The sequence below is a fragment of the Bacillus cereus group sp. MYBK108-1 genome (assembly GCF_051917185.1).
Classification (GTDB): domain Bacteria; phylum Bacillota; class Bacilli; order Bacillales; family Bacillaceae_G; genus Bacillus_A; species Bacillus_A cereus.
In genome coordinates, this window is sequence record NZ_JBQAHZ010000021.1 from 34,366 (window position 1) to 55,510 (window position 21,145).

The following is a 21,145-nucleotide window of genomic DNA, read 5'->3' on the forward strand; positions in this document are numbered from 1 at the left end:
CGAGTTAAAAAAACACATTTAATGCATACGTAATCTCTCTTTCAATTGTTTTACATAACGGGATCTTATAAGTAAGAAGTATACAACTTGAATACCTATGAAAATACTTAATACAACTGTATTTTCTTTAAACAATGAGTACTCAAACATTTGCCCTAACGCCGTTAAGGCTACTGCCCCATGTAATGTTGCAACACCAATTGGAACGAAGAATAAAAGCGCCAATCGAATTGTAACTACCTTCGATAATTCCCTACTCGTCAATCCAACTTTTCGAATCATTTCGAACAAGCGAACATCATCCTCCAAATCGGAGAATAAACGGAAGTAAAGGAAACTTCCTGCGCAAACGAAAAATACTATACCAATAAAGAAACCTACAAATAAAATCGGTCCTGCAATTTGTAAACTTTGGTTTTGTTCGTACTCTTCCGCACTAAACGTTGACTGTTCTTGATACGGTTTAATTTGATGAGTAAGCTCTTTACCAATTTCAATCTCATCTTTCGTTCTTTCAGTTTTATACATATAATCTTTTGTCTCTATAAATCCATCTTGTAATGAATCATATTGATTATTAGAGATTACATAAACATTTCCTCTTAATATTTTCCCCAATGAAGATGAAGTAACTTTTTTCACCTTTAAACTTTCATTCATATTGGGTAAAGTAATTTCTTTTCTTTCTTTCATCGCTGGCCCTGGTATATCAGCTGACAAAAATACAACCTCTTTATTTGCTACAGTATTAAATGGTTCTCCTGTTAACTTTGCATATTCCTTATAATCTGATTCTTTTATAAAAGTGGCGCTTCTTAACGACTGTTCCTCCGTTTTCTTTGTCGAAATATTAGTTTTTGAAGCTGCTATATTATGTTTCTTTAATCCTTTGTCAATCATTTGTATATGTTGTGATTCGTTACTATTCCCTTGCTTAGAATGGTAATGAAACGCAATTGGTCTCTCCATTATCCCTTTCGTCATGGATGCGAAGCCGACTAATGTCCCTATTGCGGAAAATGCTACAGTAGAAATAATGGTTACAATAAAGAACATTCTTGCGTTATCTCTCATGCGATACGCTAAATCTGATAACGTAATAATATTAGTCTGTGTCCAATAGAAACGTTTACTTTTTTTACATAATCGAATAATAAAGACACTCAGCTGCTTGTACAACAAATACGTCCCAATAATAACTACCGTTGTAACGGGAATCATCATAATAAATACCATTGCGCCATGCGATAGAAGAGCTCCTACATAGCCAGCACTAAGCAATACTACTGCTAATATTGAAGAAATGATTGATGCTTTCGGTTCCGGTTTCGCCTCTGCTGATCCTCTAAACAACTTCATAATCTTATTTTTACGAATCATTCCTGCACTAAACAATGATATGATCATAAATAAAATAAAAAACATAATACCCGTTACAACAATTGCTTTCATCGGTATGTAATAGGATAAGGAGATATCTAGTTTCAATATCATCGGAGCGACAAATAGTAATACCCCTGAAAATAACATACCTGAAAGAATACCAAAAATAATTGCCCCTATTCCAATCATAATATTTTCAAAAAAGATCAGACGCTTTAATTGATATTTCGTCATACCTAGCATCATTAAAATTCCTAGTTCACGCTTTCTCGTTTTTAAAAACATTCCCATCGAATATAAAATAAAGAAGAATGTAAATAAGTAAATAATAGACTGTGCAAAAGACATACTTACGAATACGTACTGACCCAATTCTCCTGCACTTAATGCCGGATGAAACGCAAAAAATGAATACACAAAAAAGGCCATAATAGCAAATGCACTACTCAAAAAATAGGCTGAGTATGTCCGTCTATTTCGCGTTACATTCCGATATGCGAGTTCTCTAATGTTCATATTACTTCTCCGCCCTTCTTTCTACTAACTATGTTTTTATATTAGTAAAGTACGGAAATACCTTCCATCGATTCAAATGACAAAAACCTTACATTTTTGAAAGGTTTAAAAAAATTGCTTATACGTAGTACTTTATTTATAATGACTACATTCATATTCATACACACATCCTATTGTATATTCGTTAGTTTTGCGAAATAATAAAGGATAGAAGTATGTACCATTATACATATAAACTTATTTACCGCTTTAATATGAATAGGAGGAAAACATAATGACATTACAAGAACAGATTATGAAAGCATTACATGTTCAGCCTGTAATTGATCCAAAAGTTGAAATTCGTAAACGAGTTGATTTCTTAAAGGATTATGTAAAAAAAACAGGCGCAAAAGGATTTGTACTTGGTATTAGCGGCGGCCAAGACTCTACATTAGCAGGACGCTTAGCACAACTTGCAGTTGAAGAAATTCGTAACGAAGGTGGTAAAGTAACGTTTATCGCCGTGCGTCTTCCTTATAAAGTACAAAAAGATGAAGATGATGCACAATTAGCATTACAATTCATTCAAGCAGATCAATCTGTTGCATTTGATATTGCTTCAACTGTTGATGCTTTTTCAAATCAATATGAAAACTTATTGGGTGAGTCATTAACAGATTTCAATAAAGGTAACGTGAAAGCACGTATCCGTATGGTTACTCAATATGCAATTGGTGGACAAAAAGGGTTACTTGTTATCGGAACAGATCACGCTGCAGAAGCTGTAACAGGGTTCTTTACAAAATTCGGAGATGGTGGTGCAGATTTATTACCATTAACGGGATTAACGAAGCGCCAAGGACGTGCATTATTACAAGAGTTAGGTGCAGACGAGCGACTTTACTTAAAAATGCCAACAGCTGATTTATTAGATGAAAAACCAGGTCAAGCTGACGAAACAGAGTTAGGTATTACTTATGATCAATTAGATGATTATTTAGAAGGTAAAGCAGTTCCAGCTGACGTTGCAGAGAAAATTGAAAAACGTTACACAGTGAGTGAGCATAAAAGACAAGTACCAGCGTCAATGTTTGATGATTGGTGGAAATAAATAAAACATAAAAAAGAAGCTAATCTTCATTTAGCTTCTTTTTTATATGTTAACGATATACCCCTACTCTTTTCTCCAATAAATCTTGCAAGCAATCTTCATGTTGTTTACAAAATAACGGTGGCATGTCGTCTAACGGGAAAAACTTCAAATCCAACGTTTCATCACCATCTACTTTTTTGTCACCTCCAACTATTGAGAATGAAAAGAACATCACAATTGACTGGGCCTTGTCTCCATTTGGATATGATTGAAAATATTTTGTATACACTCCAATAAGCTCATTTATTTCTACATCATACCCGGTTTCTTCTTTTATTTCCCGGATTGCAGTTTCCGCAGCTGATTCTCCTATCTCCATTGCACCACCTGGAAATCCCCAAGCGTTAAAGTCTCCTCTTTTTTGCAGTAATACTTCTCCATCTTTATTAAATACACAACCACCGGCAAAGTTTAAGAAAACATAATCATGTCCTACTTTTTCACGTAATTCTTTTATATAATTCGCCATTCTCTTTCCCCTTTTCATACTTCTTCTATCGCTATTTTTTATCTTTTTCAAGCAATTCAATGATTCGATCTAGCTTCTGGTTCATATTAATCACGTGGTGTTTCTTTGCAGCACTGCTTTGTAATACTCTTCTAATAAACAAAGTAAATGATATGAAAAACAAAACGATAAGTCCGATTACTAAACAAATATATATCAATGTAAATATATTACTTTCGAACAAGTTCATTCAGCATTCACATCCTCTCCTTTTTATTTTATCACATAATTCCCAATATTTTAAAGTGATCAACAAATATAAAAAGAGCATCTTTTACAGATGCTCTTTCTCATTGCTTAATACGTAAATGTAATTGTCGCCAATGAATAACCAGCCAATGCACTATAAGGCGCTACTTGATAAGACACACGCTTTGCACCTTTTGGCCAATTTATTTCATTTAATACTTTCTTTATATCTTGCATCGTCCCATCCATGGACTGCTTATATCGTACTTCTACTTTTTCTGGTTTGGCTGCAAACTGTTGCTGCAACTTTTGCTTAAATTCATTATAATTTTCTGCTCCGTATTCTGCAGATAAGTATTGTAAATTTGTTTCTTTTAACATCTGCTCATATACGACAGTTTTTGAGCTACCAGCTTTTATTTTATTTGTTAATTCACCAAAATAACTTGTAGTTGCTGCTGGATATTTACTACGATCCCAGTCGTGATCTTTACTTAACTGTTCGTCAGACATATTAAAATATGAGTAAGTTACACGCCCTGCTTTATCTGGTACTGGATCATCAAATGTAGTATCTAGGTGATACCATTTGTTTTCAATGTTCACTAAATTCCACGCGTGAGCTTGTCCATTTCCTGTGCCTGTTACAATATGAGTTTGAATACCTGCCTCTTTTAACAACTCATACGTTAATAATGTATATCCTTGGCAAACGGCAGAACGATTCGCTAATGCTTCATATGCTGTATACGCTTGATAAGACGTATCATAAGACACATGCTTAACAACGTAATCGTGAATAGCTTTTACTTTCTCATGCTCATCCATCCCTGGTTTTACAATTGATCCAACAATTGATTTCGCCTGAGCTTTTACATATTGAGTTTGTTCTTTTGATTCACGGTATTTTACTTGCAGTGTAAACGTATAGTCCCCTGGCATTCCTTTAATAGAATATCTAGTAGACGCTACATTATATTTTACATACTCATCAGCATCTACAATTTTATTAAACTCACCATACAATTGATCCATAATATTTCTAGCATTTCTATCTTTTGTTTTATATGTGATTGTAATATTTTCTTCTCGATTATCAATCTGTTTTTTTAATTCTTTTCTGAAATCATCTAATAACTTTACATCTGATTGTGCTGTCACTGTAGTCGGATTTGTAGCTGCATAAGATACAGATGATGCTTGTAAGCCTCCCATTACTATAGTTGAACAAAGTGCGGCAGCTGTCACATACTTACTTGTCTTTCCCATCTTGTCACTCCTTATATTCTATAACTATACGAAAAGGTATCGTATAGTTTCAGAGTATACAATACTTTTTCGTATAGGTCATATGAGATTATGCATATTAACTAATTCACATAAAAAGGTTGTTCTTTTTAAAAGAACAACCTTTTTTCATTAGCATGTTTGTAATACACAGCATGTATTTTCAAAACGTTGATTTTTCAAATCTTCATTACTAATACAGAAATATAGCATCCCTAATTCTCCCCAAACCATATTACAATTTTTATGATCTGAATCAATTTGGAATAAAAGAGTCATTTGCTGCGGGTCTACTCCCATATATTCTCCTGTCTCATATAACACTTCTTCTTGTACAGAGAATGGCTCACCAAACATTTGATGGTTATCGTAGTTATCTGGAATTAGCTCTTCAAGTAATTGCAAGAAACGATCTGAATCAGCCTCATCTTCAATGAAAAGTTCTGGTAATTTGTATGTCAGTTCAAAAGTAATTGCACACTGGTTATATTTCGCTTGTATTTCATTTTCTCTTCGTAATTGCTCTACAGGAACATCATAATAAAGTACACGCCCAGCTTCTGTTAGATTCACATTTTCTTCAAAATAATTTTCAATGCAAAAGAAATACAGCATCCCCGTCTTAGGAAGATTGTGATCCATACCAACGTTTTGTAAATCACTTAAGTTAAATTGCGCGATAAATTGTAGTGGATTTCCTTTATGCTTTGGATATTCAAATAAAGCTGGTAGATCAGGAACTCCTCCCATTTTCGAACTACCTATCGCAACAGTTCCCTGCTGCTTTGGCACAACTTTTATACAAGGAAATACAGTATTAATAAGTTCTTCTTTCAAGTGTGTTAGTTCATATTTATCAATTAATACTTCAATTTTTTTATTCATAAATTCTCCTTACATTTACATACTTATTTATATCATAGTACAAAGATTATACTTCATTCTTTACAAAATCAACAAGCCTCCCAAAAACAGGCTTATCCTTCGTACGCGAACAAGTTTAAAAAAGCATACTATACATTGTTCCTACAAACACGATAATTCTTTAGTTCTTCCAGTACATTTTCCCCTCGTTCATTTTTAAATATAAGGAGGAATTCCACATGGGTTACGGATATAGTTGCTGTGGTTACGGATACGGTGGCGGCGGTTGTGGTTACGGAGGTTTCGCTTTATTAATCGTTTTATTTATCCTTCTAATCATCATCGGAGCTAGCTGTTGGGGCGGCTTTGTAGGCTGCTAGTAAACTAAAAAACTATTGTAAAAAAGCACGTACAATACGTGCTTTTTTGCCATTTCTAAATCTTTCATTCGAAAGGAAGTATGTTTAATGAAGATTGATGGTGTTTTTGAAGGAGGCGGTGTGCGCGGTATTGCGCATGTCGGGGCAATTTGCGCGTTAGCCGAAAAAGGTTATGAATGGGAACGTGTAGCTGGTACATCGGCTGGTTCGATTATTGCAGCGCTCCTAGCGGCAGGATATTCTTGTTCAGAGTTAAAAACGATTATAACTGATATTGATTATAATAAATTTACGAAAAGAACTTTTATTGATAGAATTCCTTTTATCGGCAAGGGACTCAGTGCATGGACTACTCTAGGTATATACTCTAATGTATTTATAGAAGAATGGATTGAAGAATTACTTCGAAAAAAAGGTGTTCATTTATTTACTGATTTACCGGATCTAAACAAACTCAAAATCATCGCCTCTGATATTAGTAATGGTAAAATGGTTGTCTTTCCTGACGACTTACCAAACTACGGATTTTTAAATTATCGCTTCTCTATCGCTAAAGCGGTAAGAATGAGTAGTACAATCCCCTTCTTCTTTGAACCGGTAAAATGGAGAACTCCAAAATGGAAGCAGCCTTGTTATATGGTTGATGGAGGAATTCTAAGTAATTATCCAATTTGGATCTTCGATTCACCTACCGCTCCTCGCTGGCCGACTTTCGGATTTCATTTTGTAAAAGATGAGATTCAAGCTGATCCTGCTCACTATAACGAGCCTATTTCCATGTTCAAAGGACTATTTAAAACAATGATGCAAGCTCATGATTTACGTCATTTAGATAAGGAATCAAAAGCAAGAACGATTACAATTCCAACAGGAACGATTACAAGTACTAATTTTGAACTGACAAAGGAAGAAAAAGAATGGCTTTACAATTCTGGTTATAACTCTGCTAATAAATTTTTACAAGCTTGGAACTTTAGGCAATATATCGATGAATATAGAAAAGGAAATCAAGCCCGAAAGACAAATCGATTTTTTCGTCAACTTGACTCATAATATTATTACTTTGCGTATAAATACGAGAACGTTTAACAACTTAATAATAAATAAGCCTAGTAATTTCTTATATTACTAGACTTATTTATTATTATATAATCTCGTACATTGTTTAAGGATACGTTAACCCTTCGGCTTCCTCTGCAGTAATAACTATGTAACGATTTCCCGTTCTTAATCCTAACAGTTCTGCTTTTTCAATCGCTTCTTGCTTCGTCTCTGCATAAGCAGCTAAATATTTTTCTCCATTGATCATTTGGCAAATTACATATTGTTTCATTACTTTCTCCTCTTACTTTTTCATTAGTTGTGCAAGTTTTTTTATACCTATTTCAATTTCTTCTAACGTTGCGTATGAATACGATAGGCGCAAAAATTGATTTGCACTTCTATCATATAAAGTACCTGGGTTTAATAAAACCTTTTCTTGCAGAGCTTTATCAAATAAACTGCGATATGAAATGGGTACTTTTATATGTACCCATATATAAAATCCCCCTGTTGGTTCATGCCAAGTTGCTATTTCACGAAGATATTTATCTAACATTAGTAACATAAAATCTCTTCGTTTTTTCAATTCACTTCTTACAAAGCGCAAATGCTCATCATATAGACCATTTGTAAACCACTCTGCTGCAATTTGCTGGGATATAGTGCTTGAACCATAATCTGTTTGCATTTTTATGTCTGACAATCTTTGAATTACTGGCTCAGGTCCAACAATCCATCCAATTCTTAACCCTGGACTAATTACTTTGGACATGCTTCCAATATGTAGTACGATTCCATTTTTATCATAGGCTTTTAAAGGTTTCAAACAAGGTGCATCAAACCATAAGTCTTGATACACTGCGTCCTCTATAATAGGTAATCCAATTTCATTACATATTTCCATCACTTCTATTCGTTTCTTCGCATTCATACTAAAGTTCGTTGGATTATGAAAAGACGGGATTGTATATAAAATAGATGCATTAAATTGCTTCTTATATTTTGTAATATATGATGTATTTAAACCGTTCTCATCCATTGGTATTCCAATGAAACGCATTCCTGCGGATTGAAAAACATTAAGCGAGTATAAATAGGATGGTTTCTCTAATAAGATGGATGCCCCTTTTGGAAGAAGCCCCATAGAGATAAGTTGCAGCGCTTGGATTGCTCCTGAAACAATTAATATAGAGTCAGGAGATACACATATACCATGCCTCTTTAAGTATTCGGAAATCTTTTCCCTTAAATAAAAATTTCCTTTCGGCTCTTCATACCCAAGCTTCACATTTGACTTTAAAAGCTTATTCATAATTTCTTTCATCTTTTTCTCAGGTAAGAGACTCGGCGCGAGCTCACCTGTTCCTAATCGAATTACATGTGGATAAAATTCAGCTTGATTAATCTCCTGAATAGCTGGGAGATTCGGATAATGAAGTCCTGTTTCTACATAAGACTGCCAATTAGGCGGGGGTGCGTAAGTTGAAGCATTCTCATTATTATTTACAACAATTGTTCCTTTCCTGCCATTCCCTTCAATGTATCCCTTTGCAACTAGTTCATCGAAAGCCATTACAATTGTGCTTCGATTCACACCAAATGTATGGGCCAAATCTCTTTGTGAAGGTAATTTCGTTCCAACGGTCCATTCTCCATTAACGATCCTTTCTTTTATATACGTTTCTATTTGTTTATACAGAGGAGTCGCTAGAGACATATTCGGTTTCCAAACGAATCTTTCCATTATATCACCTTATATTCTTTTTGGTTGGTAACCTCCCCAACCATATGGATGGATACAAATTTTCATTTCTTCTATACAATATACACTATCATAATGAATTAAAATAGGAGGTAATATGATGAGTGAAGCAATTATTCATGGTATCATTCTTGCATTTGGACTTATCATTCCATTAGGTGTACAAAATGTTTTTGTCTTTAACCAAGGTGCGAGCCAACCAAACATTTGGAGGGCAGCCCCCGTAATATTAACTGCCTCTATATGTGATACGTTACTCATATTGATTGCAGTGCAAGGTGTCTCCCTTGTACTCCTTACTTTTTCTTGGCTAACTAACTCGTTATATATAGTTGGATTTTTCTTTCTCCTATACATGGGCTTTGTTATTTGGAGAAGTAACCCTTCCAACGATGTAAAACAAGAAAAAAGTATGCCCTTAAAAAAGCAAATCCTTTTCGCAGCATCCGTTTCGTTATTAAATCCACATGCTATTTTAGACACAATCGGTGTAATTGGAACAAATTCTATTCAATACATAGGAAGTGAAAAATGGGCTTTCACACTTGCAACTATTATCGTTTCTTGGATTTGGTTTATAAGCTTAGCGTTAGCGGGGAAATTTCTAAAAAGACTAGACTCAACCGGAAAGACAATTTTATTATTAAATAAATTTTCTGGTCTCATCATATGGGGTGTCGCGCTTTATATGTTAAAACAAGTTATTTATTCTTAATGAACGAAAGAGAATTGCATGTTACTCAAAACATCATGCAATTCTCTTACAAATTATGAAGTAGGCTCTGGTTTCTGTTTTACCGTCTTTGCATCCTTTGCTGGTTTAATCCAAATGATTGCTATGACAGCACCAATGGCAGCGAAAATACTTGTCAAATAAAACACTTCATGGTCCGCCCCTTTCATGAAAAAAGAATATAAAGGTGGTCCAGCTGCTACACCGATAAATCGCATTGAACTATAAAATGACGTAACCGTTCCCCTTTGCTCCTTTTCAATTCCTTGTGTAATGAGGGCATCTAAACATGGGAGTGCCATACCAATCCCTATCCCCATAATAACGAGACAAAGAAGTAGTAAATAAATCCCTTTTATAAATAAAGGAATGATGACTGATGCAGCTGCCATTAAAAAACCAATATAAATACACTTCTTCATAACATTTTGATTATCTCCAATTTTTTTACCGGCCATATAGGAACTAAGTGACAGTACAAGTAACGGGATAGCAAGCACACACCCTTTCCATATACCATGAATGTCATACTTTGATTCCAGTATAGTCGACAAATAAAAGAGAATTCCGAATAAAATAAGCATAATAATTGCACCTAATGCAAAAATGGCAATTAACCATCTTCCTTTTTCTCGAAACGTAGACAGAATAGATTTTATAAACTCTTTAAGTGGTGGTACTTCTCCTTCTTGTTTCTTTGCCTTTACTAGAACAAGTAACAAAACAATTGATACGACACATAAAACTGGAATCGCCCAAAATGGTAAGAACCATACAATGGCAGCAAGAGCAGATCCTAAAATAGGGCTCAGCACTTTTCCAAATGTATTGGATGTCTCAATAATTCCCAGGCCTGTACTAACTTGTTTTTCATCTTTGTATAAATCACCAACACACGGTATAACAACCGGCATTGCACCAGCAGCACCAATACCTTGAATCGCTCTACCGATTAGTATCCAAATGTAGGGATTATCAACTTTCCATGATACCCAACCAGTTATCGCTCCTCCTATAGCCGCAATCAGCAAACTCGGAACCATTACCATCTTTCGTCCCCATCTATCTGATAAATAACCAGCAATCGGTATAAGTAAAATGGCTACGATAGAGTAAATTGTAATAATCATGGATACTTGAAACGATGAAATATGTAATTTCTTTTCAATTGTCGGCAAGATTGGAATGAGCATTGAATTCCCTAATGTCATGACAAGTGGAACTGATGCAAGCGCAATTAAACAACAGTTTTCTTTTTTTAACATGTTGATTTCGGAACCTTTCATCATATATTTCTTACCATATAATAGCCCTGCTGGAACATAATTTTCATTCCACCAGGGCTATTACATCTTTAATACTTCCCATTCACAACAAAAGAAATTGGGTAAAATATAGTATTACTTCTATTCTTTGAATTCTGTTCACTATATATCCATACCAATTAATTGAAAAAAAAAGAAAGGAAGAATCCTTCCTTTCTCCTATAACCTTATACAATTAGCGAGTATATCCGCCACCAAGCTGTTGTTCTGCCATCGCTACTAGGCGTTTTGTGATTTCACCGCCTACAGAACCGTTTGCACGTGAAGAAGTATCAGCTCCAAGTTGTACACCGAACTCTTGTGCAATTTCATACTTCATTTGATCTAAAGCTGCTTGTGCTCCATGTGATGCTAATTGATTAGAATTACGATTTCTAGCCATTACCAATCACCTCCTTATTTATATATAAATTGTGTTAAATTCAAATTAAAATACATGGGAATTTTTGGTTATTTTTCACCATAAAAAAAGAGCCTCTAAACGAGACTCTCACATCATTTCACATTACGAAGTTACTACTTCTAATTTTCTATTTATTAATACTTTCATTTCTTCTTTTAATATCTCTTTTGAATTATGTCCAAACCATTCTAAGGAAGCAAAAAGATCCGTATTTCTCACTTCCTGAATAATCTCATCATAATTTACAATACCTTCAAATAACGGAACCATACCTATACGACTTCCTGCTGCAGCATATACATTATTAGGTTCAAACACATGCAAATAATCCGCTGAAGATATATTCTTAAAATGGTAATGTAGTGTCCACGGCTTTAATCGATGGAAACTGTCTATTGGATCTGCGCCAGACTCCCATATATGAAGAAAATCAAGATTTATTTTTAAATTCGGGTGGTTTACTTCTTCTAATAACTCTATAGTAGAAGGCAATGTGTCCGTTAGTGTATTGGGATGTGTTTCTAACAGCACATACATATTGTTCTTAGCAAACACATCACAAATCTTACGTATTCGCTTCACATACTCTTTTCTCTCTTGTTCCGAGAAGTCCTTGCTCCCTTTTTGCCCAGCAAACGTGCGAATTTTATTCGTATTAAACCAATTAGCTAGTACTACAAGTTGTTCACTTTTCTCTATCGTTTTTTCAAAATCTGCTGATAATGATATATCTAAGTAATCACTTATCATCGTAATTTCTAAGTTTTTATCCTTTAGAAAATTCAATTCTCGTTCTGTCGTTTCACGTTCTTGCATGTACAAATTTTGTGCATGCGTCCCCCATAATTCAATTCCTTCAAAATCGTTTTCATATGCAAATTGAACAATATCAGTAAATGAAATTAATTGATGACGAAATGAAATGGTACATAGCGAATATTTCATAGTATTAAACTCCCCTATCTTAAATTCAGTTAGCTTATTAAAGAGTTGCGACAGATTGATTTGTTTTCATACCTTTCCATGATAGAAACTGTCTCTCTAATTCCTTCTTAATTTGCAGTTCAATTGCATTCATTTCATCCAGTTTTTCAATAATCGATACTAGCATACCTTTATTATTCGTCATTGCCATTTTAATTGCACGATACTGTACATTTGTAAATCCTTGTACAATATCCTCTACCCGATCACACCAATAATCAAATTCTTGCTCCGAATATTGCAACGTTTCACGGAAGTATGCAAAGGCATGCTCATAACTATATTTACGAATTGCAAGTACTGGTATTTGTTTTACTGCTGCTACAAGTCCAGAAAGCGCATATCCTTCTTCCTCATTTGCCATTTTTACAATTAAATTTTTCAGTTCCATAGTCAGTTCATTGTCGTTCTTTTTGAATGTTTCTGTGAAATAACTAGCTACTGTTTCTTGCGTTGGCTCCCCAATTCCTTCTATATCAATGAAATAACCTCCACCAAATGGGTTATCTTGAATAGAGTGAAGTACTTTTTCTCTTTCCATATTTCCTTCCCAACGAAAATCAGGATCTAGCATGAACCACTCTTCTTCTTTCTCTGTTTTTGATATCATTAAATAATGTGGAAACGGTTTTTGATGAAATTTATTTTCCCTTTCTGGTAATAGAGACATATCAACCATTACAATGACATAACGATTTTCCGGCTTGTTTTCTACTAATTCTAAAAACGTTTCTACATTGCTATCTTTATCTTTTGCATGATCATACCATTCGTTTACTTTAATACCGTACAATTTTTCAAACCAAAGTAAATAATGATCATGGTTAATGTTTTCAGAGTGATATGAAATAATTCCGCCTTGTGTTATATCAAAATCTCCATCCCATAGTCCAAAATAAAATGGACGAAAATCAATGTCGCTACGCCTTTTTATAATTTCACAAAAACAACTCACTAAACAGTGCACTTTAATTGAAGTCATACTCTCATCCACTTTCCTAAAGGTTAGTTATTCACATTTACTTCCTGTAACGGCTCTAACTCTTCCATAAAATCAAGCAAAGATCCTACAGTAAGAAATGCCTTTGGGTCTACCTCATCCTCTGGAACGCATAGCTTTACATCCATTTCTATGTATACAATAAGCTGTAACATCATTACCGAATCTATATATAAATCTTGATTTAAGCGCATCGTTTCTTCTAAATGCGTTACATTTTTCAGTTCCATTTTTTCTATCATAATTTTTAACACGGCATTCTTTAACGCTTCCCGTCTCATGTTGTAACCTCTCCCATCTCTAGTAACTTTCTACTTACTTTTCCAGTTTTATTTTTAGGAATTTCATTTACACTTTCAATTTCATGCGGAACTTTATAAGAAGGTAAGTGCTGAATACACCATTCTCTTATTTTCACTGGATCAACATGAGAGATCACTTTCGCTTTAACTATTTCGCCCATCACAGGATGTTTCCCCCGATATACAATTGCCTCTTGCACACCTTCCAATCGAAGCATCGTTTCTTCTACCTCTATAGGAAAGACTTTTAATCCTGAGACATTAATTACATCGTCCATACGCCCCATAAAATGAATGCCACGCTCAGATTTATACCCTAAATCCTTCGTGAAAATTTCCTTATCATTCATTTTCACGACGATTTCTTCCGGTGCATTTTCATCTGAACCTATGCTTATACTTGCATGAGGTAGAGGGTTTCCTAAATCTAAATGGCTTTTCATATCATGACATATACTAATACAACCTGCTTCAGAACAACCGTATTGCTGCATCATATATGTTGTCATTTTTTTTAGTTTATAAAATAGTGCTTCTGGCAAAGGCGATCCTGATGTCATAATTTTATGAAACTGGAACGTTCCTAATGGAAAACTCCCCATAATGTGTAACATAAGTGGTACTGCATATATAATATGTTTTTCTGTATTGCGAACTATATTTAATGCGAATTTAGGATTTTTGTTCGTAATGATTACAGGCTTGCTCCCCCTCGTAATTGCTGATAACGTACCACATATTAGTCCGTATGAATGTGAAACAGGAGCCATAACGATTGGCACTTCATCTACTTCACAGTTTAAAGCTTCATTATAGGCAGTAATTTCTGTATCAACTTCCGTCCATGCTCTACGAATCAGTTTCGGTTCTCCCGTAGTTCCCGAACTATATTGCAATAAAGAAGGCTCTTCTAGTAAAAAGTTCCCTACTTCTAATTTTGTAAAATCGCCATATTCTCCATATAAAATCCCAACACAATTTGCACGCTTTGCCATTTCAATAGCCGTTTCTTTTGGCGTATCTTCATGTATAAGTAATACTGATGATTTCTTTTCTTTTAAGAAAAACACAAGCGTAATAATATCGAATGGATCTTTCAGACAAAGTGCAAATCTATTTCCTTCTGCTTCTTGAAATTGTTCCATTTCCTCATAAACTTGTAATCTCAATTCAAAATCACTTTTGCTATACTCTTGTTTATTAACGATTAGCATAATTTCCCCCTGTAACAGCTGATTTTTGTTTCATAAGTTGTCTTACTCTATACAATGGATTTGGAACTTCATGAACAAGCGATTCCACATCCATATATAATCGACGTTTCGTTAATTGTTCAGCATAGAATGTAGGTGCATATAATTGAATATTTTCAAATCTACCTTTCAAATGTGGATATATTCTTAAATGATTTTCAATTTCTTCAACAACCATCATCCAAAAATGTTCTTCTTTCAATCCATACTCATCCGCAAGTACGAATGCTAATTCTCCTAAATTAAACAGAAATAGTGCATCTAACACCATCTCTTGCAAACATTCAATGCGATCCATTTCAAAGAAATCATTCATTTTTCCATTCGCATATGTTTTATGCATTTTAGTAAAGTCGGGACATTTGTCAACTTCTTTCAAATATGGACGATAAAACTCAAGCCCTTCATGAAAATCCTTTAACGCAATACGAACAGGCACCCCTTCTTTATGGACTAGAATCATATTTTGTCCATGTGATTCCAGTGCGATGCCATGCTCTACAACAAGATGTATAACTGGTATTATCGCTTTTTGAATAAGTAATTGTAGCCAATCCTTCATTCCATATTTATTCAACCACGCATCAATAATTGGTGTACCATCTTTCTCTTTAGCGTATAAGCCATTAAAAGGAATTGCATCCTCTTGTGCATCTAAATACTTGTGAACACTTTCGCGCCAAATACATCCTAATGAACCATATATAGCTTTCTTATTCGTGTCATACGTTACACTTGAAAACTCACTTAACAAGATTAAACGTGCTTCATCCATTAAATAGGCGTCATTACTTACAACATCATTTAACCAATTTGATATTACTGGTGCACTCACAACAGAGTATGGTTTCAGCGTACGAAGTGTTGAAGTGTTGAGTAAATTCATCGATAATTTAACGTACGGTTTCTTTGGACTCGTAATATTTCTTAACGTTCTCATTGACTGTTGCGCGCAATAATCGTCCTCTGATGTTCCTAAATAAATAATAAATTTACCCTGTATATGATCCGCATAATTTAAAATGATGAAATTCTCCCACTGCCATGGGTGAACAGGTATAAACACGTACTGTTTTGGATTACATCCCTTATTACGAATTCGTTCCATAAACTCTTCTAATTTACGATCGCCAATCTCCTCTTTTAAAAGGTTGTTATACATCACTTCATTCTCATAACCTACAGTCGCATAATTCTTATGTGCTGCAATCCATATGAGTTTTATTGGCTGCATAAATTCATAACCATATTGAAAATTGTCACGATATTGAAATCCAACACGTGCTTTATAACTAGGATGATATGGATGGCCATCTATTAATTGGCTTTCAAACTCATCGTAAGATTTTTGAGTATATTCTCTCTTATTATTTCTTTCATATTGTGCAATCGTGTCTTTAAATATTGTTTGTTCTAATTCGTGCATAAAAGAATCTAATTTAGCTTGTTCTACACTAGTAACCCGAAAAACTTCTTCTAGAAATTGCGAGACAGACTGTATTTCTTGCTGTTCATCTTGGACTCTTACTATTAATGAGTCTAACGAAATACGTCCAAATGTCATCCGTTCCCTGCCATAGCATTTGTACGTGACACTTTTGTCTTCTTCATCAAGTCCTTGTATTAGAAAAAGAATTTGTTCTTCTTTTTCTATGCGAACCGGTGTAATAATCCCCTCATAAATTAACGATTCTACTAATTGACGTAGCACTCTTCTTCGTACTGAAATGTAATCTTCTGATTCGAGTGCCTTCAATACTTTCGTATGATACATGTCCACTCTCATAAAACCCTCCACCTTATGACAAAATACCATTATTTGTATTACGTGAAATTTTAACGCTATTTATGAACGAACAGCCACTTCTCTAACGAGCGGATTATGTACTTGCACATAAATTGCTTGCTCTAATGGATTACTTAACTCATCGACATCGAAAAATCTCGTTAGTAAATTTGCTTTACACGCTAACTTATCTTCGTCCAATAATTCTCTTAAAAATGTTGAAGGTTCCCGGTTATACGGAAGGAATGATTCAAGTACAGACCTTAATTCCGAGAGAAGAATTTCCTCCTTAATTAATCCTGCTGTGCCAAAACCATTAATGAGGCCAAACATATGATTGAAAATTAAGTAGTAACGAAATCTCTCATCCACAATATAGTCGTCATATAAATTTCCAGTACGTTCTCCAATACCAGCTAATTCATTATTAAGCTTTTCTTTCATTGAATTACAGAAATAAAATCCTTGATTATCACGGAAATAATATTTGACCGGATAACCATCTTTTAGCTGAACAACGCTATTTTGCTGATGAGCTTCTAATGCAACACCATACTGTAAATACATCCATACCATTGGCTTTAAAGAAATATTCATATATCGTCTAAACCACTCTAAGCTTACTTCTTCACAGCTTTTACTTTCTAAATCTGCTAGACGATGAATAATATTCGATAACCGCGTACGCTCTCCAGGTATAGCGTCTTGAACTAGCCCAGCAATTAATGTTGCGTCGTTTGCATGTTCACTATAAAAAGGATTCTCACGAATAATCACTTCAAATCCAGATTCTTGTGTTCCATAATTTAATGTAATAAAGGCTGGATCACAAATAAAATCAAATCCTGGAAATCTTTCTCGTACTTCACCAATAGCCGTATTTAACATTTCCTTCCCTTCGAGACCACTCTCAAGTTCTTTCAGTTTATTAATACGCATTGAATTCGTTACTTTCACCGGAAATGAAAACTTAAGCATATACTTCGAATCGGGATGATACAGTGTCCTTAGTGATGATGTTGCCATATAATACTTACCTACAGGTCCAATATACTCAAGCAATTCTTGAACTATCCAATCTTGTACGTAAGCTTGATGCAAGAGCCATTCTGCCTGAAGCGGATGAATTGGAATTAATGCATATTGATCTTCCTTACAGTACTTCGCTATAAATTCCTTACTAACCGTCTCATCATTGCTTAATTCTTCTTTTATAATCATTGTTGTAGAATCTGATAATAATGATTTTTCATTTACTATACTTTTATGTGCCCGAAAATAATGAAGCTGACATTCTCCTTTTAATTCTGGAGAATACATTGCACTTTTCCAATCCAATATCCCCTGTCTACTCTTTGGTGTAGGATGAGTTAAATGCCCAAATAATAAAGACTGCTCCGCTTCTATAAAAGTTGTATGGAAACCGTATAATGCGGATTTATCTTCTATTCTCTCTTTTGTAAATTCCTCAATATTTTGACAACTACGAATGACTCGAAGCATAAGTTCCGCAGGATTCGTTCCTTCTCCGTAGTTGATAGACATCTCTTTTATTAAAAATGTAATAACTGTAACGTAATCTGCTGTAATAACAGAATTACTATCTCCAATTTGATAATAAAATTGTTCTCCAAACAAATGGCGATCTGTTGATGATTTATATATAACTTCTCCATACAAAGTAACGTTCTGTGCCGATAGCCGACAACATAAATATGTGGGGACTGTATCTCTATTCAACGTATTACTGAAGATACTCTTCATTCTTTCATCCTCTGTAATCCATTCTCCACTCCCTGTTTCTCTTAAATAACAGTTTAAAAAGCTTTGTAATGTTGCATGTTCTGCGATTTGTTTCGCATGCTGCATGTTGGTCCTCCTCTTTATATTAAAGCTATCGAAATTTTATATAATAAACGATAATTGAATGTCGTTATCAATTATGATTCTAATTGATAATGATATTCAATTCAAGGGTATATTTCAGAATTTTTTTATCTGATTTAATTTTCCTTGTTTTCTCCCTTTTCTTTAATCTGGTTAAAAATACACAAAAAAATACTCAGCTTCAAACTACATACTTACTATTTTTCATTAGTAATCTATCCAAAATGGTTAAACAAAAGAGGTATACCTTAATTGGTATACCTCTTTCAAACATAAAGTTTACATAATAATATTATTTATATCTCTCCAGCAATATGCTGTCTCTTCTACCTGTAATCGCTCTAAAAATTTTGTATCAATTTTTTCTGGGTTAAATTTTTCATAAAACTTTTTAGAAGGATTATTCGTAACAACCCAAACTAAAAGTGATTGCATATCATTGTTTATACAATCCGATAATAAAGCTTGAAATAACTTTTGTCCTATTTTCATTCCCTGATACTGTTGTAAAAGGTAGATTGCATATAATTCTCCATCACAATTATATGTACCAGTTCTTTCTACTCCCCCATCGATGAATCCAACTATTTCTCCATTTAAATTCTCTGCTACAAATCTAAATTGATGATTACCTTCTTTTTGAAAAATATCTTCCCATTGTTTTTCTCGTTTCTCATATGCTATATTATCTAGAATTTCGTCAGCAAATATCCCTTTATACGTTGCTTTCCAACTATCGACATGCACCTTTGCTATACCTTGTATATCATCCTTTATTGCTCTTCTAATATGTATTCCCATCATTTCTCCCCCTTTATTACTCATCATTATATCAATTTCATTCCTTAAGAATCCAAATAAAAAAGAGTGAATTCACTTCACTCTTTTTTATCACAATTATCTACTTTCCACTTCAACTGAAACTACTCGATCTATCTCTTTCAGGGAACTATATAACTCTGTTGTATATAAATCTTCTGGAGCTAAAATAACCATCTCTAGTTGCTGAAATGCTCCACTATCTATATCTTTAATTTTCACGCGTTTCACATGCATGCCTAAATTTTTAATTTGCTTAAATATACCATCTAACTCATGATGCTCTTTAACAGTAATTTTTATAGATAAATCCTTTTGTCTTAATGAATACGGTCCTGCAATTTTCACAAGTTGCGGAAGTACATTAATCGCTAAAATAATTAAAACCATCGCAACTGTCGCTTGTAAATAAAATCCCGCACCAATTGCGATCCCTAAAGCTGAAGCAGCCCACACCATAGAAGCTGTTGTTAATCCAGAAATAACGTCATTACTTCTTCGTAAAATGACACCTGCGCCAAGAAAACCAATTCCACTAACAATTTGAGCGGCCAGTCGCATCGGATCCATATTTGTATGTCCTGGAACAGAATATACATGCACAGATTCAATTGAAACCATCGTAATTAAACAACTTGCTACAGAAATAACCATACTTGTTTTCACACCAAGTGGTTTATTCTTTAGCTGCCTATCTATCCCGATGAATAATCCTAAAAAGAGTGCTAAACCTAATTTGAGTAAAAATTCATATGACATATTCCCATTCTCCTTACTTTACAATGTTTCCCTTAGAATAACTCACTATAACTCTTTTATGATATCAATTCCAGTCTTTTCTATTCATTTAACGTAAAAAACCGAAAAAACATTTATAACGATGTTTCTCCGGCTTTTTATTACACTTTAGATTCTTCTTTATTTCTGATCTTTAATCTTAATTTCTGCATCTTTGTAGAATGCTAATTTACTGTCATTATACTCTTTTGTAAATTTGTTAAACTGCTCTTTCGACTTTTGTGCTTCCACATTTAATTCATTAACAGTTTTAACTTTTTCACCGATTTCTTTTAATTTCGTTTCTTTTACTTTTAATTTTTCATACAGTTCTTTTTCAGTCGCTAACACTTTCGTGTAATTTTCATTCATCTTTTGGAATGCATCATAACGATTCTTATACGACTCTTCTACTGCTTTTGCTTGTTTTTGTAACTTTTTATCTTCAAGCTTCTCTATATTTCCTTGTACAGATTTTGTTTCTTTCTGAGCTTTTTCTAGCATTTCTTTTTCATTTTTCAATACTTTTTCACGATCATCTACATTTGCAGTAGCTTGCTCTATTTTCTTCACAACTGCTTCATTATGATCTTTGCCTTCTTGCAAAATTTGAGCATATAATTCTTGCCCTTGTTTCTCTAACTGCTCTAATTTTTTTGCTTCATCCACTAAAGATTTTTCTTGTGTTGCTGCTGTTTCAAAAGCTGTATATAGATTTTCTTCTGGCTTTTCACCGAAACAACCTGTTAAAAGTCCTACTGATAATGCTCCAACTACTGCTACTTTTCCATACTTCAACGTTCATTCC

22 protein-coding genes are annotated in these 21,145 nt (G+C 34.1%); 4 read left to right on the forward strand and 18 right to left on the reverse strand.

Annotated features, from left to right (window positions below; translation table 11 throughout):
- Positions 1–18: 18 nt before the first annotated feature.
- Positions 19–1,899, reverse strand: coding sequence for an FtsX-like permease family protein (locus tag ACTFSL_RS23135; RefSeq protein WP_063536141.1), 1,881 nt, complete (start codon positions 1,897–1,899; stop codon positions 19–21).
- 274 nt (positions 1,900–2,173) lie between these two features.
- On the opposite strand from ACTFSL_RS23135, the gene nadE reads away from it, so the two are divergent.
- Positions 2,174–2,992: an ammonia-dependent NAD(+) synthetase gene (gene nadE / locus ACTFSL_RS23140; protein ID WP_000174896.1), complete on the forward strand. Its 819-nt coding sequence runs from the start codon at positions 2,174–2,176 to the stop codon at positions 2,990–2,992.
- 49 nt (positions 2,993–3,041) lie between these two features.
- Here nadE and ACTFSL_RS23145 read toward each other — a convergent pair whose 3' ends face one another.
- The 4 genes from ACTFSL_RS23145 to ACTFSL_RS23160 all read right to left on the reverse strand — a co-directional run bounded on the left by ACTFSL_RS23145 (position 3,042) and on the right by ACTFSL_RS23160 (position 5,903).
- The gene (locus tag ACTFSL_RS23145; protein WP_000024992.1) at positions 3,042–3,503 is read right to left on the reverse strand and encodes an NUDIX hydrolase; all 462 of its coding nucleotides are present in this window, start codon (positions 3,501–3,503) and stop codon (positions 3,042–3,044) included.
- A 31-nt stretch (positions 3,504–3,534) separates the two neighbouring features.
- Positions 3,535–3,732, reverse strand: coding sequence for a DUF4083 domain-containing protein (locus ACTFSL_RS23150; protein WP_098381476.1), 198 nt, complete (start codon positions 3,730–3,732; stop codon positions 3,535–3,537).
- 107 nt (positions 3,733–3,839) lie between these two features.
- A complete protein-coding gene (locus ACTFSL_RS23155) occupies positions 3,840–5,000 on the reverse strand; it encodes a transglutaminase domain-containing protein (protein ID WP_400155296.1) in 1,161 nt (386 codons plus the stop codon).
- Positions 5,001–5,150: 150 nt separating this feature from the next.
- Positions 5,151–5,903 (reverse strand): YwqG family protein, encoded by a 753-nt coding sequence (locus ACTFSL_RS23160; protein WP_001034844.1) that lies wholly within the window; start codon positions 5,901–5,903, stop codon positions 5,151–5,153.
- 218 nt (positions 5,904–6,121) lie between these two features.
- On the opposite strand from ACTFSL_RS23160, the gene ACTFSL_RS23165 reads away from it, so the two are divergent.
- Together ACTFSL_RS23165 and ACTFSL_RS23170 are read left to right on the forward strand one after the other, a co-directional pair.
- The gene (locus tag ACTFSL_RS23165) at positions 6,122–6,262 is read left to right on the forward strand and encodes a YjcZ family sporulation protein (RefSeq protein WP_000540419.1); all 141 of its coding nucleotides are present in this window, start codon (positions 6,122–6,124) and stop codon (positions 6,260–6,262) included.
- An 87-nt stretch (positions 6,263–6,349) separates the two neighbouring features.
- Positions 6,350–7,315: a patatin-like phospholipase family protein gene (locus ACTFSL_RS23170; RefSeq protein ID WP_000686806.1), complete on the forward strand. Its 966-nt coding sequence runs from the start codon at positions 6,350–6,352 to the stop codon at positions 7,313–7,315.
- A 112-nt stretch (positions 7,316–7,427) separates the two neighbouring features.
- Here ACTFSL_RS23170 and ACTFSL_RS23175 read toward each other — a convergent pair whose 3' ends face one another.
- Positions 7,428–7,595 carry a DUF3933 family protein gene (locus tag ACTFSL_RS23175; protein ID WP_000816389.1) on the reverse strand — a complete coding sequence of 56 codons (168 nt, stop codon included), beginning with the start codon at positions 7,593–7,595 and terminating at the stop codon, positions 7,428–7,430.
- A 12-nt stretch (positions 7,596–7,607) separates the two neighbouring features.
- Positions 7,608–9,050, reverse strand: coding sequence for an aminotransferase-like domain-containing protein (locus ACTFSL_RS23180; RefSeq protein ID WP_000439413.1), 1,443 nt, complete (start codon positions 9,048–9,050; stop codon positions 7,608–7,610).
- Between the two features lie 118 nt (positions 9,051–9,168).
- Here ACTFSL_RS23180 and ACTFSL_RS23185 point away from each other — a divergent pair, with 118 nt between their 5' ends.
- The gene (locus tag ACTFSL_RS23185) at positions 9,169–9,783 is read left to right on the forward strand and encodes a LysE/ArgO family amino acid transporter (RefSeq protein WP_001287291.1); all 615 of its coding nucleotides are present in this window, start codon (positions 9,169–9,171) and stop codon (positions 9,781–9,783) included.
- A gap of 53 nt (positions 9,784–9,836) precedes the next feature.
- Here ACTFSL_RS23185 and ACTFSL_RS23190 read toward each other — a convergent pair whose 3' ends face one another.
- The 11 genes from ACTFSL_RS23190 to ACTFSL_RS23240 all read right to left on the reverse strand — a co-directional run bounded on the left by ACTFSL_RS23190 (position 9,837) and on the right by ACTFSL_RS23240 (position 21,135).
- Positions 9,837–11,066, reverse strand: a complete 1,230-nt coding sequence (locus ACTFSL_RS23190) for an MFS transporter (protein WP_119684182.1) — start codon at positions 11,064–11,066, stop codon at positions 9,837–9,839.
- Positions 11,067–11,301: 235 nt separating this feature from the next.
- On the reverse strand, positions 11,302–11,508 hold the full coding sequence (locus ACTFSL_RS23195) for an alpha/beta-type small acid-soluble spore protein (protein WP_000113545.1): 207 nt from the start codon (positions 11,506–11,508) through the stop codon (positions 11,302–11,304).
- Between the two features lie 123 nt (positions 11,509–11,631).
- Positions 11,632–12,474, reverse strand: coding sequence for a sugar phosphate isomerase/epimerase family protein (locus ACTFSL_RS23200; protein WP_119683201.1), 843 nt, complete (start codon positions 12,472–12,474; stop codon positions 11,632–11,634).
- A gap of 37 nt (positions 12,475–12,511) precedes the next feature.
- Entirely contained in the window at positions 12,512–13,495 is a 984-nt protein-coding gene (locus ACTFSL_RS23205; RefSeq protein WP_000200729.1) for a DUF6005 family protein, read from the reverse strand.
- Positions 13,496–13,518: 23 nt separating this feature from the next.
- Positions 13,519–13,794, reverse strand: coding sequence for a petrobactin biosynthesis protein AsbD (gene asbD / locus ACTFSL_RS23210; protein ID WP_001250560.1), 276 nt, complete (start codon positions 13,792–13,794; stop codon positions 13,519–13,521).
- Positions 13,791–15,029, reverse strand: coding sequence for an AMP-binding protein (locus ACTFSL_RS23215; protein WP_119683200.1), 1,239 nt, complete (start codon positions 15,027–15,029; stop codon positions 13,791–13,793). The genes asbD and ACTFSL_RS23215 overlap by 4 nt, the downstream gene beginning before the upstream one ends.
- Positions 15,016–16,854, reverse strand: a complete 1,839-nt coding sequence (locus ACTFSL_RS23220) for an IucA/IucC family protein (protein ID WP_119683199.1) — start codon at positions 16,852–16,854, stop codon at positions 15,016–15,018. The genes ACTFSL_RS23215 and ACTFSL_RS23220 overlap by 14 nt, the downstream gene beginning before the upstream one ends.
- A gap of 60 nt (positions 16,855–16,914) precedes the next feature.
- Positions 16,915–18,723, reverse strand: a complete 1,809-nt coding sequence (locus ACTFSL_RS23225) for an IucA/IucC family protein (protein WP_088338910.1) — start codon at positions 18,721–18,723, stop codon at positions 16,915–16,917.
- A 297-nt stretch (positions 18,724–19,020) separates the two neighbouring features.
- Positions 19,021–19,542, reverse strand: coding sequence for a GNAT family N-acetyltransferase (locus tag ACTFSL_RS23230; RefSeq protein ID WP_119683198.1), 522 nt, complete (start codon positions 19,540–19,542; stop codon positions 19,021–19,023).
- A gap of 96 nt (positions 19,543–19,638) precedes the next feature.
- Positions 19,639–20,319, reverse strand: coding sequence for an MgtC/SapB family protein (locus ACTFSL_RS23235; RefSeq protein ID WP_000119510.1), 681 nt, complete (start codon positions 20,317–20,319; stop codon positions 19,639–19,641).
- A gap of 159 nt (positions 20,320–20,478) precedes the next feature.
- Positions 20,479–21,135 carry a YkyA family protein gene (locus tag ACTFSL_RS23240; protein ID WP_000873562.1) on the reverse strand — a complete coding sequence of 219 codons (657 nt, stop codon included), beginning with the start codon at positions 21,133–21,135 and terminating at the stop codon, positions 20,479–20,481.
- Between the last annotated feature and the right edge of the window lie 10 nt (positions 21,136–21,145).